This is a genomic window from Ottowia sp. SB7-C50 (genome assembly GCF_033110285.1).
Lineage (GTDB): Bacteria > Pseudomonadota > Gammaproteobacteria > Burkholderiales > Burkholderiaceae_C > Ottowia.
In genome coordinates, this window is sequence record NZ_CP136995.1 from 1,825,743 (window position 1) to 1,845,696 (window position 19,954).

Annotated in this window: 17 protein-coding genes and 1 pseudogene; 16 read left to right on the forward strand and 2 right to left on the reverse strand. The window is 66.0% G+C overall.

The annotated features are described in order from the left end of the window. Positions 1-22 precede the first annotated feature (22 nt). The gene (gene fabI / locus R0D99_RS08730) at positions 23-826 is read right to left on the reverse strand and encodes an enoyl-ACP reductase FabI (RefSeq protein WP_317747867.1); all 804 of its coding nucleotides are present in this window, start codon (positions 824-826) and stop codon (positions 23-25) included. 43 nt (positions 827-869) lie between these two features. Here fabI and R0D99_RS08735 point away from each other — a divergent pair, with 43 nt between their 5' ends. From R0D99_RS08735 to R0D99_RS08775, 9 genes are all read left to right on the forward strand, one after another. Then, positions 870-2,684, forward strand: coding sequence for an extracellular solute-binding protein (locus R0D99_RS08735; RefSeq protein WP_317747868.1), 1,815 nt, complete (start codon positions 870-872; stop codon positions 2,682-2,684). A gap of 42 nt (positions 2,685-2,726) precedes the next feature. Further along, entirely contained in the window at positions 2,727-2,981 is a 255-nt protein-coding gene (locus tag R0D99_RS08740; RefSeq protein ID WP_317747869.1) for a type II toxin-antitoxin system CcdA family antitoxin, read from the forward strand. An 8-nt stretch (positions 2,982-2,989) separates the two neighbouring features. Next, entirely contained in the window at positions 2,990-3,319 is a 330-nt protein-coding gene (locus R0D99_RS08745) for a CcdB family protein (RefSeq protein WP_317747870.1), read from the forward strand. 168 nt (positions 3,320-3,487) lie between these two features. Next, positions 3,488-4,519, forward strand: a complete 1,032-nt coding sequence (locus R0D99_RS08750) for a microcin C ABC transporter permease YejB (RefSeq protein ID WP_317747871.1) — start codon at positions 3,488-3,490, stop codon at positions 4,517-4,519. Positions 4,520-4,733: 214 nt separating this feature from the next. Further along, entirely contained in the window at positions 4,734-6,029 is a 1,296-nt protein-coding gene (locus R0D99_RS08755) for an acetyl-CoA hydrolase/transferase family protein (protein WP_317747872.1), read from the forward strand. A gap of 78 nt (positions 6,030-6,107) precedes the next feature. Continuing rightward, the gene (locus tag R0D99_RS08760; RefSeq protein WP_317747873.1) at positions 6,108-6,407 is read left to right on the forward strand and encodes a type II toxin-antitoxin system Phd/YefM family antitoxin; all 300 of its coding nucleotides are present in this window, start codon (positions 6,108-6,110) and stop codon (positions 6,405-6,407) included. A gap of 16 nt (positions 6,408-6,423) precedes the next feature. Continuing rightward, positions 6,424-6,828: a type II toxin-antitoxin system VapC family toxin gene (locus tag R0D99_RS08765; protein WP_317747874.1), complete on the forward strand. Its 405-nt coding sequence runs from the start codon at positions 6,424-6,426 to the stop codon at positions 6,826-6,828. Positions 6,829-6,830: 2 nt separating this feature from the next. Next, a complete protein-coding gene (locus tag R0D99_RS08770) occupies positions 6,831-7,877 on the forward strand; it encodes an ABC transporter permease (RefSeq protein ID WP_317747875.1) in 1,047 nt (348 codons plus the stop codon). Between the two features lie 73 nt (positions 7,878-7,950). Beyond that, positions 7,951-9,573, forward strand: a complete 1,623-nt coding sequence (locus R0D99_RS08775; protein WP_317747878.1) for a dipeptide ABC transporter ATP-binding protein — start codon at positions 7,951-7,953, stop codon at positions 9,571-9,573. A 25-nt stretch (positions 9,574-9,598) separates the two neighbouring features. Here the strand turns inward: R0D99_RS08775 and chrA are convergent. After that, positions 9,599-10,851, reverse strand: a pseudogene (chrA, locus tag R0D99_RS08780) (chromate efflux transporter). A gap of 223 nt (positions 10,852-11,074) precedes the next feature. Here chrA and rimP point away from each other — a divergent pair. The 7 genes from rimP to typA are packed head-to-tail and all read left to right on the forward strand — an operon-like array spanning position 11,075 to position 19,949. Then, positions 11,075-11,653 carry a ribosome maturation factor RimP gene (rimP, locus tag R0D99_RS08785; RefSeq protein WP_317747879.1) on the forward strand — a complete coding sequence of 193 codons (579 nt, stop codon included), beginning with the start codon at positions 11,075-11,077 and terminating at the stop codon, positions 11,651-11,653. A 59-nt stretch (positions 11,654-11,712) separates the two neighbouring features. After that, positions 11,713-13,197, forward strand: coding sequence for a transcription termination factor NusA (gene nusA / locus R0D99_RS08790; protein WP_317747880.1), 1,485 nt, complete (start codon positions 11,713-11,715; stop codon positions 13,195-13,197). Between the two features lie 24 nt (positions 13,198-13,221). Beyond that, on the forward strand, positions 13,222-16,056 hold the full coding sequence (infB, locus tag R0D99_RS08795) for a translation initiation factor IF-2 (RefSeq protein ID WP_317747881.1): 2,835 nt from the start codon (positions 13,222-13,224) through the stop codon (positions 16,054-16,056). Between the two features lie 12 nt (positions 16,057-16,068). Further along, a complete protein-coding gene (gene lepB / locus R0D99_RS08800) occupies positions 16,069-16,749 on the forward strand; it encodes a signal peptidase I (protein ID WP_317747882.1) in 681 nt (226 codons plus the stop codon). A gap of 10 nt (positions 16,750-16,759) precedes the next feature. Then, on the forward strand, positions 16,760-17,140 hold the full coding sequence (gene rbfA / locus R0D99_RS08805; RefSeq protein ID WP_317747883.1) for a 30S ribosome-binding factor RbfA: 381 nt from the start codon (positions 16,760-16,762) through the stop codon (positions 17,138-17,140). Further along, positions 17,137-18,120 carry a tRNA pseudouridine(55) synthase TruB gene (truB, locus tag R0D99_RS08810; RefSeq protein WP_317747884.1) on the forward strand — a complete coding sequence of 328 codons (984 nt, stop codon included), beginning with the start codon at positions 17,137-17,139 and terminating at the stop codon, positions 18,118-18,120. The genes rbfA and truB overlap by 4 nt, the downstream gene beginning before the upstream one ends. Next, positions 18,117-19,949 carry a translational GTPase TypA gene (typA, locus tag R0D99_RS08815; protein WP_317747885.1) on the forward strand — a complete coding sequence of 611 codons (1,833 nt, stop codon included), beginning with the start codon at positions 18,117-18,119 and terminating at the stop codon, positions 19,947-19,949. Before truB ends, typA begins: the two co-directional genes overlap by 4 nt. The last annotated feature ends 5 nt before the right edge of the window (positions 19,950-19,954 follow it).

The following is a 19,954-nucleotide window of genomic DNA, read 5'->3' on the forward strand; positions in this document are numbered from 1 at the left end:
CTGATTTGATCGAAAAACCGGGTCAGCCCACCATGTCAGCGCTCAAGCCTGCCGTCTGGCTGAAACCGCCATCGACGTAGGTGATCTCGGCCGTCACGCCGGCGGCCAGGTCGCTCAGCAAGAAGGCCGCGACGTTGCCCACGTCGTCGATGGTGACGTTGCGGCGCAGCGGCGATGCGCTGGCCACGTAGCCGAGCAGCTTGCCGAAATCCTTGATGCCGCTGGCGGCCAGCGTCTTGATCGGGCCGGCCGAAATGCCGTTGACACGAACACCGCGGCCGCCCAGCGCCTCGGCCATGAAACGCACGCTGGCTTCCAGGCTGGCCTTGGCCAGGCCCATGGTGTTGTAGTTGGGGATCGCCCGCAGCGCGCCCAGGTACGACAGGGTGAGCAGCGCCGACTTGTCGCTCAGGTAGGGCAGGGCGGCCTTGGCCATGCCGGGGAAGCTGTAGGCGCTGATGTCGTGCGCGATACGATAGTTCTCGCGGCTCAGGCCGTCGAAGAAATTGCCGGCGATGGCCTCGCGCGGCGCAAAGCCGATGGCGTGCACGAAGCCGTCGAACGTCGGCCAGGTCTTTGAGAGGTCGGTGAACATGCGCTCGATCTGCTCGTCGCTGCCGACGTCGCAGTCGAAGACCAGCTTCGAATCAAACTCGGCCGCGAACTCGGTGATGCGATCCTTGAAGCGCTCGCCCACGTAGCTGAAAGCCAGCTCGGCGCCCTGGTGGCGGCAGGCGCGCGCGATGCCATAGGCGATGGACCGGTTCGACAACACGCCGGTGATCAACAGTTTTTTGCCCGCCAGAAAGCCGCTGGGGTTGCTCATGTGCTTCATGCTCCTTCTCAAGAAATACCGTCAGAATTGTCGCATGCGTGTTTTGCTTGCTTTCCTGCTCGCGGCCTGTGCGCCCGCCACCTGGGCCGCCCACGGCTACGCCCTGTGGGGCGACATGAAGTACCCGCCGGGTTTCAGCCATTTCGACTACGTCAACCCCAGCGCGCCCAAGGGCGGCGAGATTCGCCTGGTCAGCAACCTGCGCCTGTCCACCTTCGACAAATACAACCCCTTCACCATCCGCGGCGGCGCGCCGGCGTACCTGAGCCAGCTGATGTTCGACAGCCTGCTGGCCGGCGCGCTGGACGAGGAGGGCGCCGGCTACGGGCTGCTGGCCGAAGACGTGGCGGTGGCGCCCGATGGCCTGTCGGCCACCTTCAAGCTGCGCCCGAACGCGCGCTTTCACAACGGCGACCCGGTTCTGGCGCAGGACGTCAAGCACAGCTTCGACACGCTCGTGGGCAAGCACACCTCGCCCGCCTACAAGACGCTGCTGATCGACGTGGCCGGCGTCGATGTGGTCGATGACCGTACCGTGCGCTACCGCTTCAAGCGCGCCAACCGCGAACTGCCGCTGACGGTGGGCGGCCTGCCCGTGTTCAGCCGCAAGTGGGGGCAGGGCAAGCCTTTCAACGAGGTGGTGATGGAGCCGCCGATTGGCAGCGGCCCCTACAAGATCGGCCCGGTGAAGTTCGGCAAGGACATCACCTACGTGCGCGACCCAGACTATTGGGCCAAGGATCTGAACGTGCGCCGCGGCACGGCCAACTTCGACCGCATCTACGTCAAGATCTACAAGGACAACACCGCCCGGCTGGAGGCGCTGAAGGCCGGCGAGTTCGACCTGATGGCCTTTTATTCCGCCGGCGACTGGGCGCGGCGTGTCAACGGCAAGCGCTTCGACTCGGGCGAACTCGTCAAGGGCGAGTTTCAGCACAAGCTGCCCACCGGCTTTCAAAGCTACGTGCTCAACACGCGCCGGCCGCTGCTGCAAGACGTGCGCGTGCGCCAGGCGCTGGGGCTGGCGATGGACTACGAGTGGATGAACCGCCAGATGTTCTACAACTCGTACCAGCGCGTGCGCGGCCTGTTCGGCAACACCTCGTGCGCCGCCACCGGCACGCCATCGCCGGAAGAACTGGCGCTGCTCACGCCCTGGCGCGGCAAGATCCCCGACGCCACCTTCGGCCCCGCGCACGAGCCGCCGCGCACCGACCGCCCGCAAGACCCCGTCGCCGGCGGCCTGCGCGAGAACCTGCGCCGCGCGCAGAAGCTGCTGGCCGACGCGGGCTGGACGGTACAAAACGGCACGCTGCGCAACGCGCAAGGCCAGCCCTTCGTTCTGGAATACCTCGACAGCAACGAAGGCGGCGCCCGCACCGTCACGCCATGGATGCGCAACTTGGAAAAGCTGGGCATCACGCTGCGTTTCCGCCCCGTGGACTTCGCCCTCTACCAGCAGCGCCTGCAGAAGTTCGACTTCGACATCACCACCATCGCCTACGCCGGCACCGCCAACCCCGGCCAGGAATACGCCGACCTGTTCGGCAGCCAGGCGGCCGATACCGAAGATTCAGGCAACCTGGCCGGCGTCAAAAGCCCGGCCGTCGACGCCATTCTCGACCGCATGGTCGCCGCCAAAACCAAAGACGACTACCTGGCCGCCTGCCACGCGCTGGAGCGCGTCATCACCCACAGCCACGTCTTCATTCCCCAGTGGTACAGCGGCACGCATCGCATGGCCTACAACGCGCATCGACTGCAAAAGCCCGAAGTCACGCCGCCGTACTTTCGGGGGGAGGCTTGGGCGATTGATGCGTGGTGGGCAAGGCCAAGCAGCGCAAAGTGACGCGCCATTGCGCACAACGGTTCATGCGCATATCATGCGCATATGACCGCTTCTCTCCCGCTTCAACCCCGCAAACGCCCTGTCAACCTCACACTGAGCGAAGACTTGGTGCAAGAAGCCAAGGCCTTGAGCGGCAATCTGTCGGCAACCGTCGAAGCCATGCTGACGGAGTACGTTGCGCGGGCGCGTGGTGAGCGAGCGCAACGGCAGCGCGAAGCAGACGCCGCGTGCCGCGAGTGGAACGCCGTGCTCGACGCCATGGGCGGCTCGTTTGCCGACGACCATTCGACGCTCTGACGGCTGCCGTGGCTCAGTTCGACGTACACGTCAACCGGGGCACGCGGCGCGCCGACGTTCCTTACTTCGTGCTGGTTCAGTCGGCTTTGTTCGACAGTTATCGTCGCCGCGTCGTCGTTCCGCTGGTGCGCGCAGGTGTGTTGGCCACCGGCATCCAAAGCGCGGGCTCGCGCATGCACCCGTCTTTTGACGTGGACGGACAGCGCGTGGTGCTTCAGCCTCTCGACATGGTGTCGGTGGATGTGGCGGTGCTGGGACAGCCGGTGGCATCGCTGGCCGCGCAGGGCCAGATCATCACCGACGCGCTGGATGAACTGTTCACGCGCTCGTGGGGTTAGTGTCGTGTCACCGATCATCTGTCGGTCTGCACTTGCCCTCGACTCGCATCGCGGCGTTGCAGTCCTTGCCCATACTCTCGGTATGGGCTGCGGCCTGCGCCTTGCGCTGCGAGCCGATGGCGGCGCGCCGCCTGCGACATCTGATCGGTGACACGACACTATCCCGCCATGTTCGCCTACATCCTCAAACGCCTCCTGCTGATGATTCCCACGCTGCTGGGCGTATTGCTGCTGACCTTCGCGGTGATCCAGTTCGTGCCGGGCGGGCCGGTCGAGCAATACCTGGCCGAAGCCAAGGCCGGCGCGGGCGGCGGTGCGGCCGAAGGCGGCGGCATGGCGTACCGGGGCGCGCAGGGGGTGGATGCCAAGCGGCTGGAAGAGATCAAGAAGCTCTACGGCTTCGACAAGCCGCCGCACGAGCGCTTCATGCAGATGCTGGGGCAGTTTGCGCGGTTTGACCTGGGGCGCAGTTTTTTCCAGAACAAGGACGTGTGGACGCTGGTGAAAGAGAAGCTGCCCGTGTCGATCAGCCTGGGGCTGTGGACGTTTTTCATCAGCTACCTCATCAGCGTGCCGCTGGGCGTGGCCAAGGCCGTGCGGGCGGGCTCGCGCTTTGACCTGGTGACGACGCTGCTGGTGCTGGTGGGCTACGCGATTCCGGGCTTTGTGCTGGGCGTGGCGCTGCTGGTGATTTTTGGCGGGCAGTTGCAGTGGTTTCCGCTGCGCGGGCTGACGTCGGCCAACTGGGATGAGTTGAGCTGGGGCGCGAAGATCGTGGATTACCTGTGGCACATCACGCTGCCGGTGACGGCGATGGTGCTGGGCAGCTTTGCGGTGACGGCCATGCTGACCAAGAACGCCTTTCTGGAAGAAATCCGTAAGCAGTACGTGCTGACGGCGCGCGCCAAGGGGTTGACCGAGCGGCAGGTGCTGTGGAAGCACGTGTTCCGCAATGCGCTGATTCCCATCGTGACGGGCTTTCCGGCGGCCTTCATCGGCGCTTTTTTTACCGGCGCGCTGCTGATCGAGACGCTGTTCTCGCTCGACGGGCTGGGGCTGCTGAGCTACGAAAGCGTGATCCGGCGCGACTACCCGGTGGTGCTGGGCACGCTGTACCTGTTCACGCTGATCGGGCTCATCACCAAGCTGATCAGCGACTTGACCTATGTGTGGGTGGACCCGCGGGTGAAGTTCGACTGAGCGCGGTTTGACATAAAAATTGGCCTCCAGCGCTTATCAGACAAGCGCATTTCGCTATTTAAATGATAGCTGTTTCCGGCCTGCGACACCCGCTCGTCGATTGGCGCGAATGACGACGCAGGTCAGGATTTGGCAAGAGTGCCCGCCCTAAACTTTGTTGCATCAGCGGCGCGTGGCTGCCAGCTTCAGCGGACGCTGCCATAGGGGTGAATTCATGGCTTTCCAGGCGCAATACCAGGCCCGGCGCTGCACGGCGGCAGACGCGTTGCAGCATGTCAAGGACGGCGACACCATTGTGGTGCCCACCGGCGTGGCCGAGCCGCCCGCGCTGCTGACGGCGCTGTCGGAGCAGCGCACGCGCTTCCATGATGTGACGGTGTCGCAGATTCTGCCGGTGCGCAAGTTCGGCTATTTCGATCCGGCCACGGTGCAGCATGTGCGGCACACGGCGTACTTTCTGGGCGGCGCCTCGCGCCCCGGCGCGCAGGAGGGTTGGATTGATTACCGGCCCGGCTATTTCTCCGAGATGCCGATGCTGTTCGACCGTGGCCTGATGCCGGCGGAAGTCGTCTTTGCCCTAGCCTCGCCCATGGACGCGCACGGCTATTTCGCCATCAGCCTGGGGCCGGACTACACCATGGCCGCCATCAAAAAAGCGCGCGCCGTGGTGCTGGAGGTGAACCCGCACGTACCCTTTGCCTACGGTCAGTGCCACATCCACGTGTCGCAGGTGGCGGCGCTGGTGGAAGACGAAACACCCATCACCGAGGTGGGCCTGCCCAAGATCGGCCCGGTGCAGCAAGCCATCGGCAAATACGTGGCCGACATGATCGAGGATGGCGACACGCTGCAAATCGGCTTTGGCGCTATCCCCGACGCCGTGGTGATGCAGCTGACCGACAAGCGCGACCTGGGCGTGCACACCGAGATGATTGGCGACGGCATCATGACGCTGGTGGAGGCGGGCGTGGTCACCAACCGGCGCAAGAACTACCTGCCCGGCAAGATGGTGGCCACCTTTGGCCTGGGCTCGCGCAAGCTGTACGACTTCATGGACCACAACCCGGCGCTGGAGATGCACCCGGTCGACTTCACCAACGACCCTTACCTGGCCAGCCAGAACGACCACCTGATCGCCATCAACGCCAGCATGCAGATCGATTTGTTCGGGCAATGCGGGTCGGAGACGCAGGGCTTCAAGCCGTATTCGGGCACCGGCGGGCAGGCCGACTTCGTGCGTGCTGCCAACCGCAGCAAGGGCGGCAAGGCGATCATCGTGCTGCCATCCACCGCCAAGGACGACACTATCTCGCGCATCGCCCCGGTGCTCAGCCCCGGCACGCACGTCAGCGCCGGCAAGAACGACACCAACTACGTGGTCACCGAATACGGCGTGGCGCAACTGCGCGGCAAGACGGCCAAGGAGCGGGCCCGGGCGCTGATCGGCATCGCGCACCCCAAGTTTCGGGATGAGTTGACCGAGGCGGCCAGGAAGATGAAGTTGCTGTAGCACAGACGGGCGCGCCTGGCGCCCATGCCTGATCTTGTCTAAAATAAACTTCGATTTGGACAAGTCAAGGAGCGCGCCATGCACTGGAACATTGGCAACGCCAAGCAGCAGTTCTCCGAAGTGCTGCGCCTGACGGCCGAGGAGCCGCAGGCCATCTACAAGCGCGACAAGCCGGTTGCGGTGGTGATTTCAGCCGAGGATTTCGAGGAGTTCCGGCGCTGGAAGGAGCAGCGCCAGCGGCCGACGCTGGCGCAGCAGTTTGCGGAAATCCGCGCCGCGCTGGTGGCCGAAGGGTCCGACGGCATCGAGATTCCGCCGCGGCATGACCGCTTCAACCCATTGGTGGATGACCCGCACTACTGGGACGACGAGGAATAAAGCGTCAGGCTGCCTCATGTACTTGATCGACACCAATGTCGTCAGCGAGTTGATGCGGTGCGATCCGCATCCTGCCGTGTCCGCGTGGGTGAACGCGCTGCCCGAGCCGTCGGCTCCGTTTGCCCTGTCTGTCGTGACGGTGCACGAGATTCTCTACGGCCTGACGCGCCGCCCCAAACCCACGGCCTTGAGTCGTTTCAACAGCATGGCGGCGACCAATGTGGTGCTGGACGTGACGGAAGCCATCGCGCGCCGCGCGGGTGAAATTCGCGGATTCCTGGCCGCACGTGGCCAGGTTCGCACGCAAGCCGACATGCTCATTGCCGCCACCGCGCAGGCGCATGCGCTGACGCTTGTCACGCGCAACGTTCGCGACTTTGACGGCTGCGGCATCGCCGTGCTGAATCCTTTTGAACGCTGAGCTTGACCGACACCGCCATCCCGCCCAGCCTGTCGCCCAGCCGCCGCGCGTGGCTGCGCTTCAAGCGCAATCGACTGGGTTTCTGGAGCCTGGTGGTCTTCGTCACGCTGGTTGCCTTAAGCCTGCTGGCCGAGGTCATCTCCAATGACAAGCCACTGGTGGTGCGCTACGACGGGCAGTTCTACTTTCCGCTGGTCAAGACCTATCCTGAAAAAACCTTTGGCGGCGATTTCGAGACCGAAACCGACTATCTCGACCCCTTCATCCGTGATCGGTTCGCAAAAAACGGCAATTGGGCCATTTATCCGCCCAACCCGTACGGCAGCAAAACCATCAACTACTTCGCCAAGCAGCCCAACCCCAGCGGCCCGAGTCGCGACAACTGGCTGGGCACGGATGACCGGGGGCGTGACCTGCTGGCGCAGCTGATCTACGGCTTTCGCGTCAGCGTGCTGTTTGCGCTGGCGCTGACCTTTGTCGGCACGCTGCTGGGCGTGGCGGCGGGGGCCGTTCAAGGTTTTTTTGGCGGCAAGACCGACCTGGCGTTTCAGCGCTTCATCGAGGTGTGGGGGTCGATGCCTGAGCTGTATTTGCTCATCATCTTCAGCGCCATCCTCTCGCCCAGCCTGGGGCTGTTGCTGGTGCTGCTGAGTTTGTTCGGCTGGATGGGGCTGTCGGACTACGTGCGCGCCGAATTCCTGCGCAATCGCCAGCTGGATTACGTGAAGGCCGCGCGCGCCTTGGGCGTGCCCAACCGGCAAATCATCTGGCGCCACATCCTGCCCAACAGCATGACGCCAGTGGTCACCTTTCTGCCCTTTCGCATGAGCGCGGCCGTGCTGGCGCTGACCTCGCTCGACTTCCTGGGCCTGGGCGTGCCGCCGGGCACGCCGAGCCTGGGCGAGCTGCTGAGCCAGGGCAAGAACAACATCGACGCCTGGTGGATCTCTCTGTCCACCTTTGGCGTGCTGGTACTGACGCTGCTGCTGCTCACCTTCATGGGCGATGCGCTGCGCGATGCGCTCGACCCGCGCAAGGCCGACGCATGAGTTACAAATCAAATCGGCCTCCAGCGCTTGTATGTCAAGCGCGAGCAGCTATGATTTTGATAGGGCTCAGCGCATGACCGCGCCGCTGCTCCAGGTCGAGAATTTGAGCGTCGCCTTCGGCCCCAAGACGGTGGTCGATAGCGTGCGCTTCGACATCGCCCCGGGCGAGAAGCTGGCGCTGGTGGGCGAATCCGGCTCTGGCAAGACAGTGACGGCACTGGCGCTGCTGCGCCTGCTGCAAGGCGCGCGGGTGAGCGGGCAAGCGCTGTTCAACGACGGGCAGCAAACCCGCGACCTGCTGGCCTTGCCCGAGCGCGAACTGCGCGGCCTGCGCGGTGACGACATCGCCATGATCTTTCAGGAGCCGATGACCGCGCTGAACCCGCTGATGCCGGTGGGCGAGCAGATTGCCGAAGTTTTAAGGCTGAAAAGGGCGATCACTCCCGCCCAGAGCGCGCAAGCAGCTATTGAATTGTTAGCAAAAACCGGCATCCCCGAGGCCGCCCGCCGCGCCGGCGCCTTCCCGCACCAACTGAGCGGCGGCCAGCGCCAGCGCGCCATGATCGCCATGGCGCTGGCCTGCGCGCCCAAGCTGCTGCTGGCCGACGAGCCCACCACGGCGCTCGACGTCAGCCTGCGTGGCCAGATCCTCGACCTGTTGGGTGACTTGCAACGCGCCAACGGCATGGCCGTGCTGCTGATCACGCACGACCTGAACCTGGTGCGCCGCTTTGCCGACCGCGTGGCCGTGATGCAGCATGGGCGAATGGTGGAGCAGGGCGCCACGGCCGACATCTTCGACGCGCCGCGCCATGCCTACACCCAGGCGCTGATGGCCAGCAAGCCCGAGCGTGACGTGGTGGAAGCACCGCCCGCGCCCGGCGCCACGCCGGCACTGGCGGCGCAGGGCCTGCGCGTGGCGTACCCGACGCCGCTGCCCGGCATCCGCGGCTGGTTCCACAAGGGCGAATTCGTGGCGCTGCAGGGCGCCGACCTGGCGATCGCGCCGGGCCGCACGCTGGGCGTGATTGGCGAATCCGGCTCGGGCAAATCCACGCTGGCGCAGGCCGCGCTGGGCCTGTTGCCGCGCCCGCTGGTGCGTGGCAATGTTGAATTGGTCGGGCGCCGCTGGCAAGGCAAGGCCGCCGCCGACAAGCCGCTGCGGCGCGCGGTGCAGGTGGTGTTTCAGGACCCGTTGTCGTCGCTGTCGCCCCGCATGACGGTCGAAGAGATCGTGGGCGAAGGGCTGCAGGTGCACGCACCCGACGTGGCGCCCGCGCAGCGCGCGGCGCGGGTACGCACGGCGCTGGCCGACGTCGGGCTGACCGAGGCGCAGTTTCCCAACCTGCTGGCGCGCTACCCGCATGAATTTTCGGGCGGGCAGCGCCAGCGCATCGCCCTGGCGCGGGCGCTCATCGTCGAACCTCAACTGCTGGTGCTGGACGAGCCGACCAGCGCGCTCGACGTCACCATCCAGAAGCAGGTGCTGGCGCTGCTGCAGAAGTTCCAGCGGGAACGCGGGCTCAGCTACCTGCTCATCACGCACGACGTGGACGTGGTGCGCGCCATGGCGCACGACGTCATCGTCCTGAAGGACGGCGCCGTCGTCGAAGCCGGCTCCACCGCGCAGGTGCTGGGCGCGCCCGGCCACGCCTACACGCAGAAGCTGGTGGCTGCGGCCGGACCTGGTCGCTGACGCCGCGCCCTGCGAAAGGGCGCAGTCATCCCGCGCCAGCCTGTGCCAGCGCGATGCCGGCCCCTGCGCAGGTCAGCACCACGATCCAGGGCGGCACTTTCCAGCGCATCAGGGCCAGCAGCGCCACCGCCGCCAGCACCACGTCGGCCACACTGCGCAGGCCGTGCGTGGCCACCGGGTCGATCAGCGCCGCCAGCAGCAAGCCCACTACCGCCGCGTTCACAGCTGAAAGGGCCGCTCGCGCTTCAGGCACGGATTTCAGCCGCTCCCAAAAGGGTAGCGCCCCGACCACCAGAAAAAACGCCGGCAGAAAGATGGCACCCAGTGCCAGCCCGCCGCCCCACCAGCCGGTGGGCGCACCGCTGCGCGCCGCACCCAGAAAGGCGGCAAACGTGAACAGCGGCCCCGGCACGGCCTGCGCGGCGCCGTAGCCGGCCAGAAAGACGTTCTCGCTGACCCAGCCCGTCGGCACCACCTCGGCCTGCAGCAAGGGCAACACCACATGGCCGCCGCCGAACACCAGCGCGCCAGCGCGGTAGAAGGCATCGACCAGCGCCAATGCGGGTGGCGTGCTGGTGCCCCCCCAGCTGCACCGCCAGCGGCAGACCGATCAGCAGCAGCGCGAACACGATGAGCCAGGGCGCGCCGCGTCGCTTCGAGGTTGTGGGTGCAGCGTGCCGCGCGTGGGGGGGCCGACGCCACCGGGGCGCGCACCACGCCGGCCGCGCCCAAGGCCGCCGCAGCCGCCATCAGCGCCAACTGGGTCCAGGCCGTCGGCCAGGCCAACGCCAGCGCCGCCACGGCCAGCGCCAGCAGCCGCCGGCGAAGGTCCGGGCACAACTGCCGCGCCATGCCCCACACGGCTTGCGCCACCACGGCCACCGCCACCACTTTCAGCCCGTGCAGCGCACCCTGGGCCAGCGGGTGGTCCATGCGCCCGTGCGACAACCCAAGCGCCAGCGCGATCAGGGCGGCCGCCGAGGGCAGCGTAAAACCCGCCCAGGCGGCCAGCGCGCCCGCCACGCCCGCACGCTGCAGGCCCAGCGCCATGCCGACCTGGCTGCTGGCCGGGCCGGGCAGGAACTGGCACAGCGCCACCAGTTCGGCGTAAGCCGCCTCGCTGAGCCACGCGCGCCGCACCACGAACTCGTCGCGAAAATACCCGATGTGGGCCACCGGGCCGCCAAACGACGTCAGCCCCAGGCGCAGAAAGACCAGGAAGATGTGCCCCACGCTGTCGCGCGAAGCTTCAGGGGGCAGGGCGGTGGGCGGCGTCATGGCGGCCGCCAGCATAGCCGGCGCGGGTGACGCAGCGCTGGCCACCCTGTGCGGGTAAGCGAGCGCCTCGGCTGGCACGCAGCGTGCTTGGCCGGCTTGTCAAGCGCGGGGTTTTGGTGCTAAAATTCGCCTGATTTGACGACCACTTGGGCGGCCTAGCACCCGCCCATTTTTTTTGCCCGTCGTTTTGATGGGCCCGGATGCAACCTTCTAAAAAGGCCACGTGGCACTGCAGCAGACCATTGACGATACCGTGCGTGGGCTCGGTTTTGAATTGATCGAGGTGGAACGTTCCGCCGGGGGCTTGCTGCGCGTCACCATCGACCACCCTTGGACGCCCGGCGCGCCCGAGCAGCTGATCACCGTCGAGGATTGCGAGCGCGTCACGCGCCAGTTGCAGTATGTATTGGAAGTCGACAACGTCGATTACAAGCGGCTCGAAGTCTCGTCGCCCGGCATTGATCGCCCGCTGCGCCACGTGCAGGACTTCGAGCGTTTCGAGGGCGAACTGGTCGACCTGACGCTGAAGGCGCCCATTGGCGACGCGGCGGCAGGCCAGGTGCATGCCAACCGCAAGAAGTTTCGCGGTGCGCTGCAGCGCGGCGAAGGCAGCAGCTGGCAGATTGTGTGGCGCGACGAGCCGGCCACCAAGCCGGGCCAGCGCGTCAGCGCCAAGCGGCCGCCGGCGCCCGAGCAGGCGCTGACCTTCGAACTGGATGAATTGCAGTCGGCGCGGCTGGCGCCGGTGGTGGATTTCAAGGGACGCAAGTCGCCCGCAGGCAACACCGAAAACCTGGAATAACGCAGATCGAAAGCGCCCGGGGCGCTTTCATTTAGAGAGCAATTGGAGCTGGTGGAATCATGAATCGCGAACTGTTGATGCTGGTCGAGGCGATCTCGCGCGAAAAGAACGTCGAACGCGACGTGGTGTTCGGCGCCGTCGAGGCTGCCCTGGCGCAGGCCGCCAAGAAGCAGTACGAGGGCGACGTCGACATCCGCGTGGCGATTGACCGCGACACCGGCGTGTACGAAACCTTCCGCCGTTGGCACGTGGTGCCCGACGAGGCCGGCCTGCAACTGCCCGACCAGGAAATCCTGCTGTTCGAGGCCAAGGAGCAGATCGCCGACATCGAGGTGGACGAATACATCGAAGAGGCCGTCGAATCGGTGCCCATCGGCCGCATCGGCGCCATGGCGGCCAAGCAGGTCATCCTGCAGAAAATCCGAGACGCCGAGCGCGAGATGCTGCTGAGCGACTTCATGAGCCGGGGCGAGAAGATCTTCACCGGCACCGTCAAGCGCATGGACAAGGGCGACATCCTGGTCGAGTCCGGCCGGGTGGAAGGCCGCCTGCGCCGCAGCGAAATGATCCCGAAGGAAAACCTGCGCAACGGCGACCGTGTGCGGGCCATGATCATGGAGGTCGACCTGACCCTGCGCGGCGCGCCCATCCTGCTGTCGCGCTCCGCCCCCGAGTTCATGATCGAGCTGTTCCGCCAGGAAGTGCCCGAGATCGAACAGGGCCTGCTCGAGATCAAGAGCTGCGCGCGCGACCCCGGCAGCCGCGCCAAGATCGCCGTGCTGAGCCACGACAAGCGGGTCGACCCCATCGGCACCTGCGTCGGCGTGCGTGGCACGCGCGTCAACGCCGTCACCAACGAGCTGGCGGGCGAGCGCGTCGACATCGTGCTGTGGTCCGACGACCCGGCGCAGTTCGTCATCGGCGCGCTGGCACCCGCCAACGTGTCGTCCATCGTGGTCGATGAAGAAAAGCACGCCATGGACGTGGTGGTGGACGAGGAAAACCTGGCCATCGCCATTGGCCGCGGCGGGCAGAACGTGCGCCTGGCGTCCGAACTGACGGGCTGGAAGATCAACATCATGGACGCCAACGAGTCGGCGCAGAAGCAGGCCGAGGAAACCGGTTCGCTGCGCCAGCTGTTCATGGAAAAGCTCGACGTCGACCAGGAAATCGCCGACATCCTGATCGAGGAAGGCTTCACCAGCCTCGAAGAAGTGGCCTACGTGCCGATCCAGGAAATGCTGGACATCGAGAGCTTCGACGAAGAAACCGTCGAGGAGCTGCGCGCCCGCGCCAAGGACGCGCTGCTGACGCAGGAAATCGCGCGCGAGGAAAGCGTCGATTCCGTGTCGCAGGACCTGCGTGACCTGGAAGGCCTGACGCCCGACCTGATTGGCCGACTGGCCGAAGCCGGCGTGCAGACGCGCGACGACCTGGCCGACCTGGCCATTGACGAATTGACCGAGATTACAGGGCAGTCTGAAGAGGACGCCCGCGCCCTGATCCTGAAGGCCCGCGAACACTGGTTCGCCGACCAAGAGTAATGGGCATGGAGACCGACACAGCATATGACGAACACCACCGTTGCCGATTTCGCGAACGAACTCAAACGCCCGACTGACGCCTTGATGGAGCAGTTGCAGGCCGCCGGCGTGGTCAAGCAATCGGCGTCCGACCCGTTGACCGACAGCGACAAGCAGAAGCTGCTCAATTACCTGCAGACCAGCCACGGCACCGACACCGCGCCGCGCCGCAAGATCACGCTGACCAAGAAGACCACCAGCGAGATCAAGCAGGCCGACGCCACGGGCAAGGCGCGCACGATCCAGGTCGAGGTACGCAAGAAGCGCACCTTCATCAAGCGCGACGACGAGCCGGCGCCCGCGCCGGTCGAGGCGCCAGCGCCCGCTGCCGCGGCCCCCGCGCCTGCAGCGGCACCCGTGGTGCCCACCATCGACGCCGCCGAACTGGCCCGCCGCGAGGAAGAAGCGCGCCGCCAGGCCGAGTTGCTGCGCCGTCAGGAAGAAGACGCCCAGCGCCGCCGCGAACGCGAAGAGCAAGAGCGTGCGGCCAGCACGCGCGACACGGCACCCGCCCCAGCCGCTGCCGAAGCGGCAGCGCCCGCGCCGGTCGCTGAACCCGTGGCCGCGCCCGAAGCGCCGGCTCCGGTTGCGGAGCCTGTTGAAGCGGCAGCCCCCGTGGCGACGCCGGAACCCGCCGCCGCGCCTGCGCCTGCCGCGCCCAGCGCGGACGACGAGGCGGCGCGCGCCCGCGAGCAGGAAGCCAGCCGCCGCAAGGCGCTGGCCGAGGCCGAGGCCATTCGCGCCATGATGAGCGCCCCGCGCAAGGTGCTGGTGGCCAAGAAGCCCGAAGAGAAAAAGGCCGACCCGGCCAAGGGCACGCTGCACAAGCCGGCTGGCGGCGCAGCGGCCAAGACCGGCGCGCCCAGCGGTGGCCAGAAGGAAGTCAAGTCGGCCAAGCTGTCGTCCAGCTGGGCGGGCGATCCGGCCAAGAAGAAGGGCATCCCTACCCGTGGCGACAGCTCGGGCGGCGTGGGCCGCAACAACTGGCGCGGAGGCCCGCGCGGCCGCCGTGGCGAGCGTGATCGCGACGACCACGCCCAGGCCGCAGCGCCCACCGAGCAGCGCGTGCTGGAAGTGCACGTGCCCGAAACCATCACCGTGGCCGAGCTGGCGCACAAGATGGCGATCAAGGCGTCCGAAGTCATCAAGGCGCTGATGAAGATGGGCCAGATGGTCACCATCAACCAGCCGCTGGACCAGGACACGGCCATGATCGTGGTCGAGGAAATGGGCCACACCGCCGTGGTGGCGGCGCTGGACGACCCCGAAGCCTTCACCGACGACGAAGTGCAGGCCGCCGCGGCCGAAGCGCTGCCGCGCCCGCCGGTCGTCACCGTCATGGGCCACGTCGACCACGGCAAGACCTCGCTGCTGGACTACATCCGCCGCGCCAAGGTGGCGGCGGGCGAGGCCGGCGGCATCACGCAGCACATCGGCGCCTACCACGTCAGTACGCCGCGGGGCGTGGTGTCGTTCCTCGACACGCCCGGCCACGAGGCCTTCACCGCCATGCGTGCCCGCGGTGCGCAGGCTACCGACATCGTCATCCTGGTGGTGGCGGCCGACGACGGCGTCATGCCGCAGACGCGCGAAGCCATCAAGCACGCCAAGGCGGCGCAGGTGCCCATCGTGGTGGCCATCACCAAGTCCGACAAGCCCGAAGCCAACCCCGACAAGGTCAAGGGCGAGCTGGTCGGCGAAGAAGTCGTGCCCGAGGAATTCGGCGGCGATTCGCCGTTCATCTCCGTGTCGAGCAAGACCGGCCAGGGCATCGACGACCTGCTGGAGCAGGTGCTGCTGCAGGCCGAGGTGCTCGAGCTCAAGGCGCCGGTCGAAGCCGCCGCCAAGGGCCTGGTCATCGAAGCCAGCCTGGACAAGGGCCGCGGTCCGGTCGCCACCGTGCTGGTGCAATCCGGCACGCTGAAGGTGGGCGACGTGGTGCTGGCCGGCCAGACCAGCGGCCGCGTGCGCGCCATGCTGGACGAAAACGGCAAGCCGACCAAGTCGGCCGGCCCGTCGATCCCGGTCGAAATCCAGGGCCTGACCGAAGTGCCCCAGGCGGGCGACGACTTCATGGTGATGGCCGACGAGCGACGTGCGCGCGAAATCGCCACCTACCGCGCCGGCAAGTTCCGCAACACCAAGCTGGCCAAGCAGCAGGCCGCCAAGCTGGAAAACATGTTCGCCGACATGACGGCGGGCGAGGTCAAGACCCTGCCCATCATCATCAAGGCCGACGTGCAGGGCTCGCAGGAAGCGCTGTCGCAGTCGCTGCTCAAGCTGTCGACCGACGAAGTCAAGGTGCAGCTGGTGTACACCGGCGTCGGCGGCATCAGCGAATCCGACATCAACCTGGCGATTGCGTCCAAGGCCATCGTCATCGGCTTCAACGTGCGTGCCGACGTCGGCGCGCGCAAGCTGGCCGAAGGCAACGACATCGACATCCGCTACTACAGCATCATCTACGACGCCGTGGACGAGCTGAAGACGGCCATGTCCGGCATGCTGGCGCCCGAGCAGAAGGAAGAAGTCATCGGCACCGCCGAAATCCGCACCGTGTTCGTGGCCTCCAAGATCGGCACCGTCGCCGGCTCGTACATCACCAGCGGCGTGGTGCGGCGCGATGCGCATTTCCGCCTGCTGCGCGACAACGTGGTCATCTACACCGGCGAGATCGATTCGGTCAAGCGGCTCAAGGACGACGTGCGCGAAGTCAAGGAAGGCTTCGAGTGCGGTATCAAGCTCAAGAACTACAACGACATCAAAGAGGGCGATCAGCTCGAGTTCTTCGAGATCAAGCAGATCGCGCGGACGCTGTAAGCGGAGAAGGTCATGCAGTTCATCGGAAGGCTATGGCGCCAGAACAAGGGGTTCATGCTCTTTATCGGCCTGATGCTCATATTCCGTTCGGCGGTAGCTGACTGGAACTATGTGCCTTCGTCCTCAATGAACCCCACGCTCCTGGCCGGGGATCGGGTGTTGATCGACAAGCGTGCGTACAGTCTGCGCGTTCCGTTCACGCGGTTGGAGTTGGCACGTTGGGATTCGCCGCATCGCGGCGACGTGATCACGTTCGACTCGCCTGCTGACGATCTCAATCTCATCAAGCGTGTCGTTGCGGTTGCGGGTGACGAAGTATCGATGTGGGACAACCAGTTGATCATTAATGGTCGTCCCGTGTCGCGTCATCTGGCGCAGCAGGAGCGCTGGCTGCCAACCGAAGCCGGTTGGATCAAGGCGCAGATCTGGCGCGAGGAGTTGACGGAGCAAAGCATTTCAGTCGCTACGTTGCTCGAACACAATCGCTTCAAGAGCTTCGCTCCCGTTCGCGTGCCTGAGGGTCATGTGATGGTGTTAGGTGACAGTCGTGACAATAGCCGCGATTCCCGGTTCCTCGGCTTCATTGACGTAGGCCGCGTGACAGGACGCGCAGTTCGGGTGGCCATGTCGCACGATCTGGGCCGCGCCTATCTGCCGCGCATGGATCGCTGGTGGTTGCCGCTGCACCTCTGAAGGGGCGTCGATGCCACACAAGAAGTCATCCACCCCCAATCGCGGCTTTCGCGTCGCCGACCAGATCCAGCGCGATCTGGCGGAGCTGATCGCGCGCGAATTGAAGGACCCGCGCGTCGGCATGGTCACGATCAACGCGGTCGAGGTCACGCCCGACTATGCGCACGCCAAGGTGTTCTTCAGCCTGCTCACTGGCGATCCGGTCGAAACGGAAGAAGCGCTGAACCACGCCGCGGGCCACCTGCGCAACGGGCTGTTCAAGCGCCTGCACATCCACACCGTGCCCACGCTGCACTTCATCTTCGACCGCACCACCGAGCGCGCGGCCGACATGAACGCGCTCATCGCCAAGGCGGTGGCATCGCGTTCGAAGGAAGACGACACGCCATGACCGCCACCCCTCGTGCACGGGTGCAGCGGCGCCCAGTGCATGGGGTGTTGCTGCTCGACAAACCGCTGGGCCTGTCCAGCAACCAGGCGTTGCAAAAGGCCAAGTGGCTGCTGCGCGCCGAAAAGGCCGGCCACACCGGCACGCTTGACCCGCTGGCGACCGGCGTGCTGCCGCTGTGCTTTGGCGCGGCCACCAAGTTCAGCGGCCTGCACCTGGACGCCGACAAGACCTACGAAACCACGGTGCGGCTGGGTGTGACCACCAGCACCGCCGATGCCGAAGGCGAGGTACTGCGCCACCTACCGGTGGATTGCAGCGTCGGCCAGGTCGTCGAAGTGCTGGACTGTTTTACCGGGCCGATCAGCCAGGTGCCGCCCATGCACAGTGCGCTCAAGAAGGACGGCAAGGCGCTGTACGAATATGCGCGCGCTGGCGAGACGGTCGAGCGCGCGCCGCGCGACGTGGTGATCCATGAACTCGACCTGCTCGACATGGATCTGACCGGCGAGACGCCCCACCTGAGCCTGCGCGTGCGCTGCAGCAAGGGCACGTACATCCGCACCCTGGGCGAAGACATCGGCCAGGCCCTGGGTTGCGGCGGTCACCTGTCGCAATTGCGCCGCACCGTGACCGGGCCGTTCACCGTTGCGCGGTGCATCACCCTCGAACAACTCGAAGCCATGGCCGAACCCGAACGCCTGGCCGCGCTGCGCCCGCCTGAAGCATTGCTGCCCGACCACGCCACCGTCACGCTGGCGGGCGACGAGGCAGGGCGCTTTCTGTCCGGCATGCGCCGTCGCGGCGCGTGGCCGGATGCGGAGCAGGTGGCTGTCTTCGGCGCCGCGCCGCGTGCGCTGCTCGGCACCGCCCACGTGAAGGCGGGCGAACTCATTCCGGGCCGCTTGCTGAGCCCGATCGAAATCCAGCAAACCCTGATGCAGACAGCGCCTGACGCTGCAAGAACCGAAGCAATCGCATGAGCAACAAACAGATTCGCAACATCGCCATCATCGCCCACGTCGACCACGGCAAGACCACCATGGTCGACCAGCTGCTGCGCCAGTCCGGCACCTTTGCCGACCACGAAAAGGTGGTCGATACCGTGATGGACAACAACGCCATCGAGCGCGAGCGCGGCATCACCATTCTGGCCAAGAACTGCGCCGTGTCGTGGCAGGGCACGCACATCAACATCGTCGACACCCCGGGCCACGCCGACTTCGGCGGTGAGGTGGAGCGCGCGCTGTCCATGGTCGACGGCGTCGTGCTGCTGATCGACGCGCAGGAAGGCCCCATGCCGCAGACGCGCTTTGTCACCAAGAAGGCGCTGGCACTGGGCCTGCGCCCCATCGTGGTGGTCAACAAGGTCGACAAACCCGGCGCCAACTGCGACAAGGTCATCAACGCCGCGTTCGACCTGTTCGACAAGCTGGGCGCCACGGACGAGCAGCTGGACTTCCCGGTGGTCTACGCCTCGGGCATCAACGGCTGGTCCAGCCTGAAGGAGGGCGCTGCGGGCGAGCAGTGGGGCCCCGACATGTCGGCGCTGTTCGACACCATCCTCAAGCACGTGCCCCCGCACGAGGGCGACCCGGCTGCGCCCCTGCAGTTGCAGATTTCGGCGCTGGACTATTCCACCTTCGTCGGCCGCATCGGCGTCGGCCGCATCAATGCCGGCACGCTGAAGCCCGCGCAGGAAGTGCTGGTGATGGAAGGCGCCGATGGCAAGCAGTTCAAGGGCCGCATCAACCAGGTGCTGACCTTCGAGGGCCTGGACCGCGTCCAGGTCAAGGAAGCGTTCCCCGGCGACATCGTGCTGATCAACGGCATCGAGGACGTGGGCATCGGCGTCACGCTGACCGACCCGCTGGATCCGCAGCCGCTGCCCATGCTGAAGGTCGACGAGCCGACGCTGACGATGAACTTCTGCGTCAACACCAGCCCGCTGGCCGGGCGCGAAGGCAAGTTCGTCACCAGCCGCCAGATCTGGGACCGCCTGCAGAAAGAGCTGCAGAGCAACGTGGCCCTCAAAGTGAAGGAAACCGACGAGGAGGGCGTGTTCGAAGTCTCTGGCCGCGGCGAACTGCACCTGACCATCCTGCTGGAAAACATGCGCCGCGAAGGCTACGAGCTGGCCGTGAGCAAGCCGCGCGTCGTCTTTCACGGCGACGGCGACGAGCGCACCGAGCCGATCGAGCTGGTCACTGTGGACATCGAGGAGCAGCACCAGGGCGGCGTGATGCAGGCGCTGGGCGAGCGCAAGGGCGAACTGGTCAACATGGAACCCGACGGCCGCGGCCGCGCGCGGCTCGAATACCGCATTCCGGCGCGCGGGCTGATCGGCTTTTCCAACGAATTCCTGAACCTGACGCGCGGCAGCGGCCTCATCAGCAACATCTTCGACCGCTATGAGCCGTACAAGGGCGACATCGGCGGGCGCAAGAATGGCGTGCTGATCAGCATGGACGACGGCGAGATCTTCACCTACGCCCTGGGCAAGCTGGACGACCGCGGCCGCATGTTCGTGAAAGCGGGCGACCCGGTGTACGAAGGCATGATCGTCGGCGTGCACAGCCGCGACAACGACCTGGTGGTCAACGCCACGCGCACCAAGCAGCTGACCAACTTCCGCGTCAGCGGCAAGGAAGACGCCATCAAGATCACGCCACCCATCGCGCTGACGCTGGAATACGGCGTCGAATTCATCGAGGACGATGAACTGGTCGAGATCACGCCCAAGAGCGTGCGCCTGCGCAAGCGCCACCTGAAGGAACACGAGCGCAAGCGCGCCAGCCGCGAAGGCGCCTGAGCGTT

Coding starts and splice junctions, on each gene's coding strand:
- rbfA (WP_317747883.1), top strand. CDS start 16,760: ATGCCACACAAGAAGTCATCCACCCCCAATCGCGGCTTTCGCGTCGCC.
- R0D99_RS08765 (WP_317747874.1), top strand. CDS start 6,424: ATGTACTTGATCGACACCAATGTCGTCAGCGAGTTGATGCGGTGCGAT.
- R0D99_RS08755 (WP_317747872.1), top strand. CDS start 4,734: ATGGCTTTCCAGGCGCAATACCAGGCCCGGCGCTGCACGGCGGCAGAC.
- R0D99_RS08735 (WP_317747868.1), top strand. CDS start 870: ATGCGTGTTTTGCTTGCTTTCCTGCTCGCGGCCTGTGCGCCCGCCACC.
- typA (WP_317747885.1), top strand. CDS start 18,117: ATGAGCAACAAACAGATTCGCAACATCGCCATCATCGCCCACGTCGAC.
- infB (WP_317747881.1), top strand. CDS start 13,222: ATGACGAACACCACCGTTGCCGATTTCGCGAACGAACTCAAACGCCCG.
- truB (WP_317747884.1), top strand. CDS start 17,137: ATGACCGCCACCCCTCGTGCACGGGTGCAGCGGCGCCCAGTGCATGGG.
- nusA (WP_317747880.1), top strand. CDS start 11,713: ATGAATCGCGAACTGTTGATGCTGGTCGAGGCGATCTCGCGCGAAAAG.
- R0D99_RS08775 (WP_317747878.1), top strand. CDS start 7,951: ATGACCGCGCCGCTGCTCCAGGTCGAGAATTTGAGCGTCGCCTTCGGC.
- lepB (WP_317747882.1), top strand. CDS start 16,069: ATGCAGTTCATCGGAAGGCTATGGCGCCAGAACAAGGGGTTCATGCTC.
- R0D99_RS08750 (WP_317747871.1), top strand. CDS start 3,488: ATGTTCGCCTACATCCTCAAACGCCTCCTGCTGATGATTCCCACGCTG.
- R0D99_RS08760 (WP_317747873.1), top strand. CDS start 6,108: ATGCACTGGAACATTGGCAACGCCAAGCAGCAGTTCTCCGAAGTGCTG.
- fabI (WP_317747867.1), bottom strand. CDS start 826: ATGAGCAACCCCAGCGGCTTTCTGGCGGGCAAAAAACTGTTGATCACC.
- R0D99_RS08740 (WP_317747869.1), top strand. CDS start 2,727: ATGACCGCTTCTCTCCCGCTTCAACCCCGCAAACGCCCTGTCAACCTC.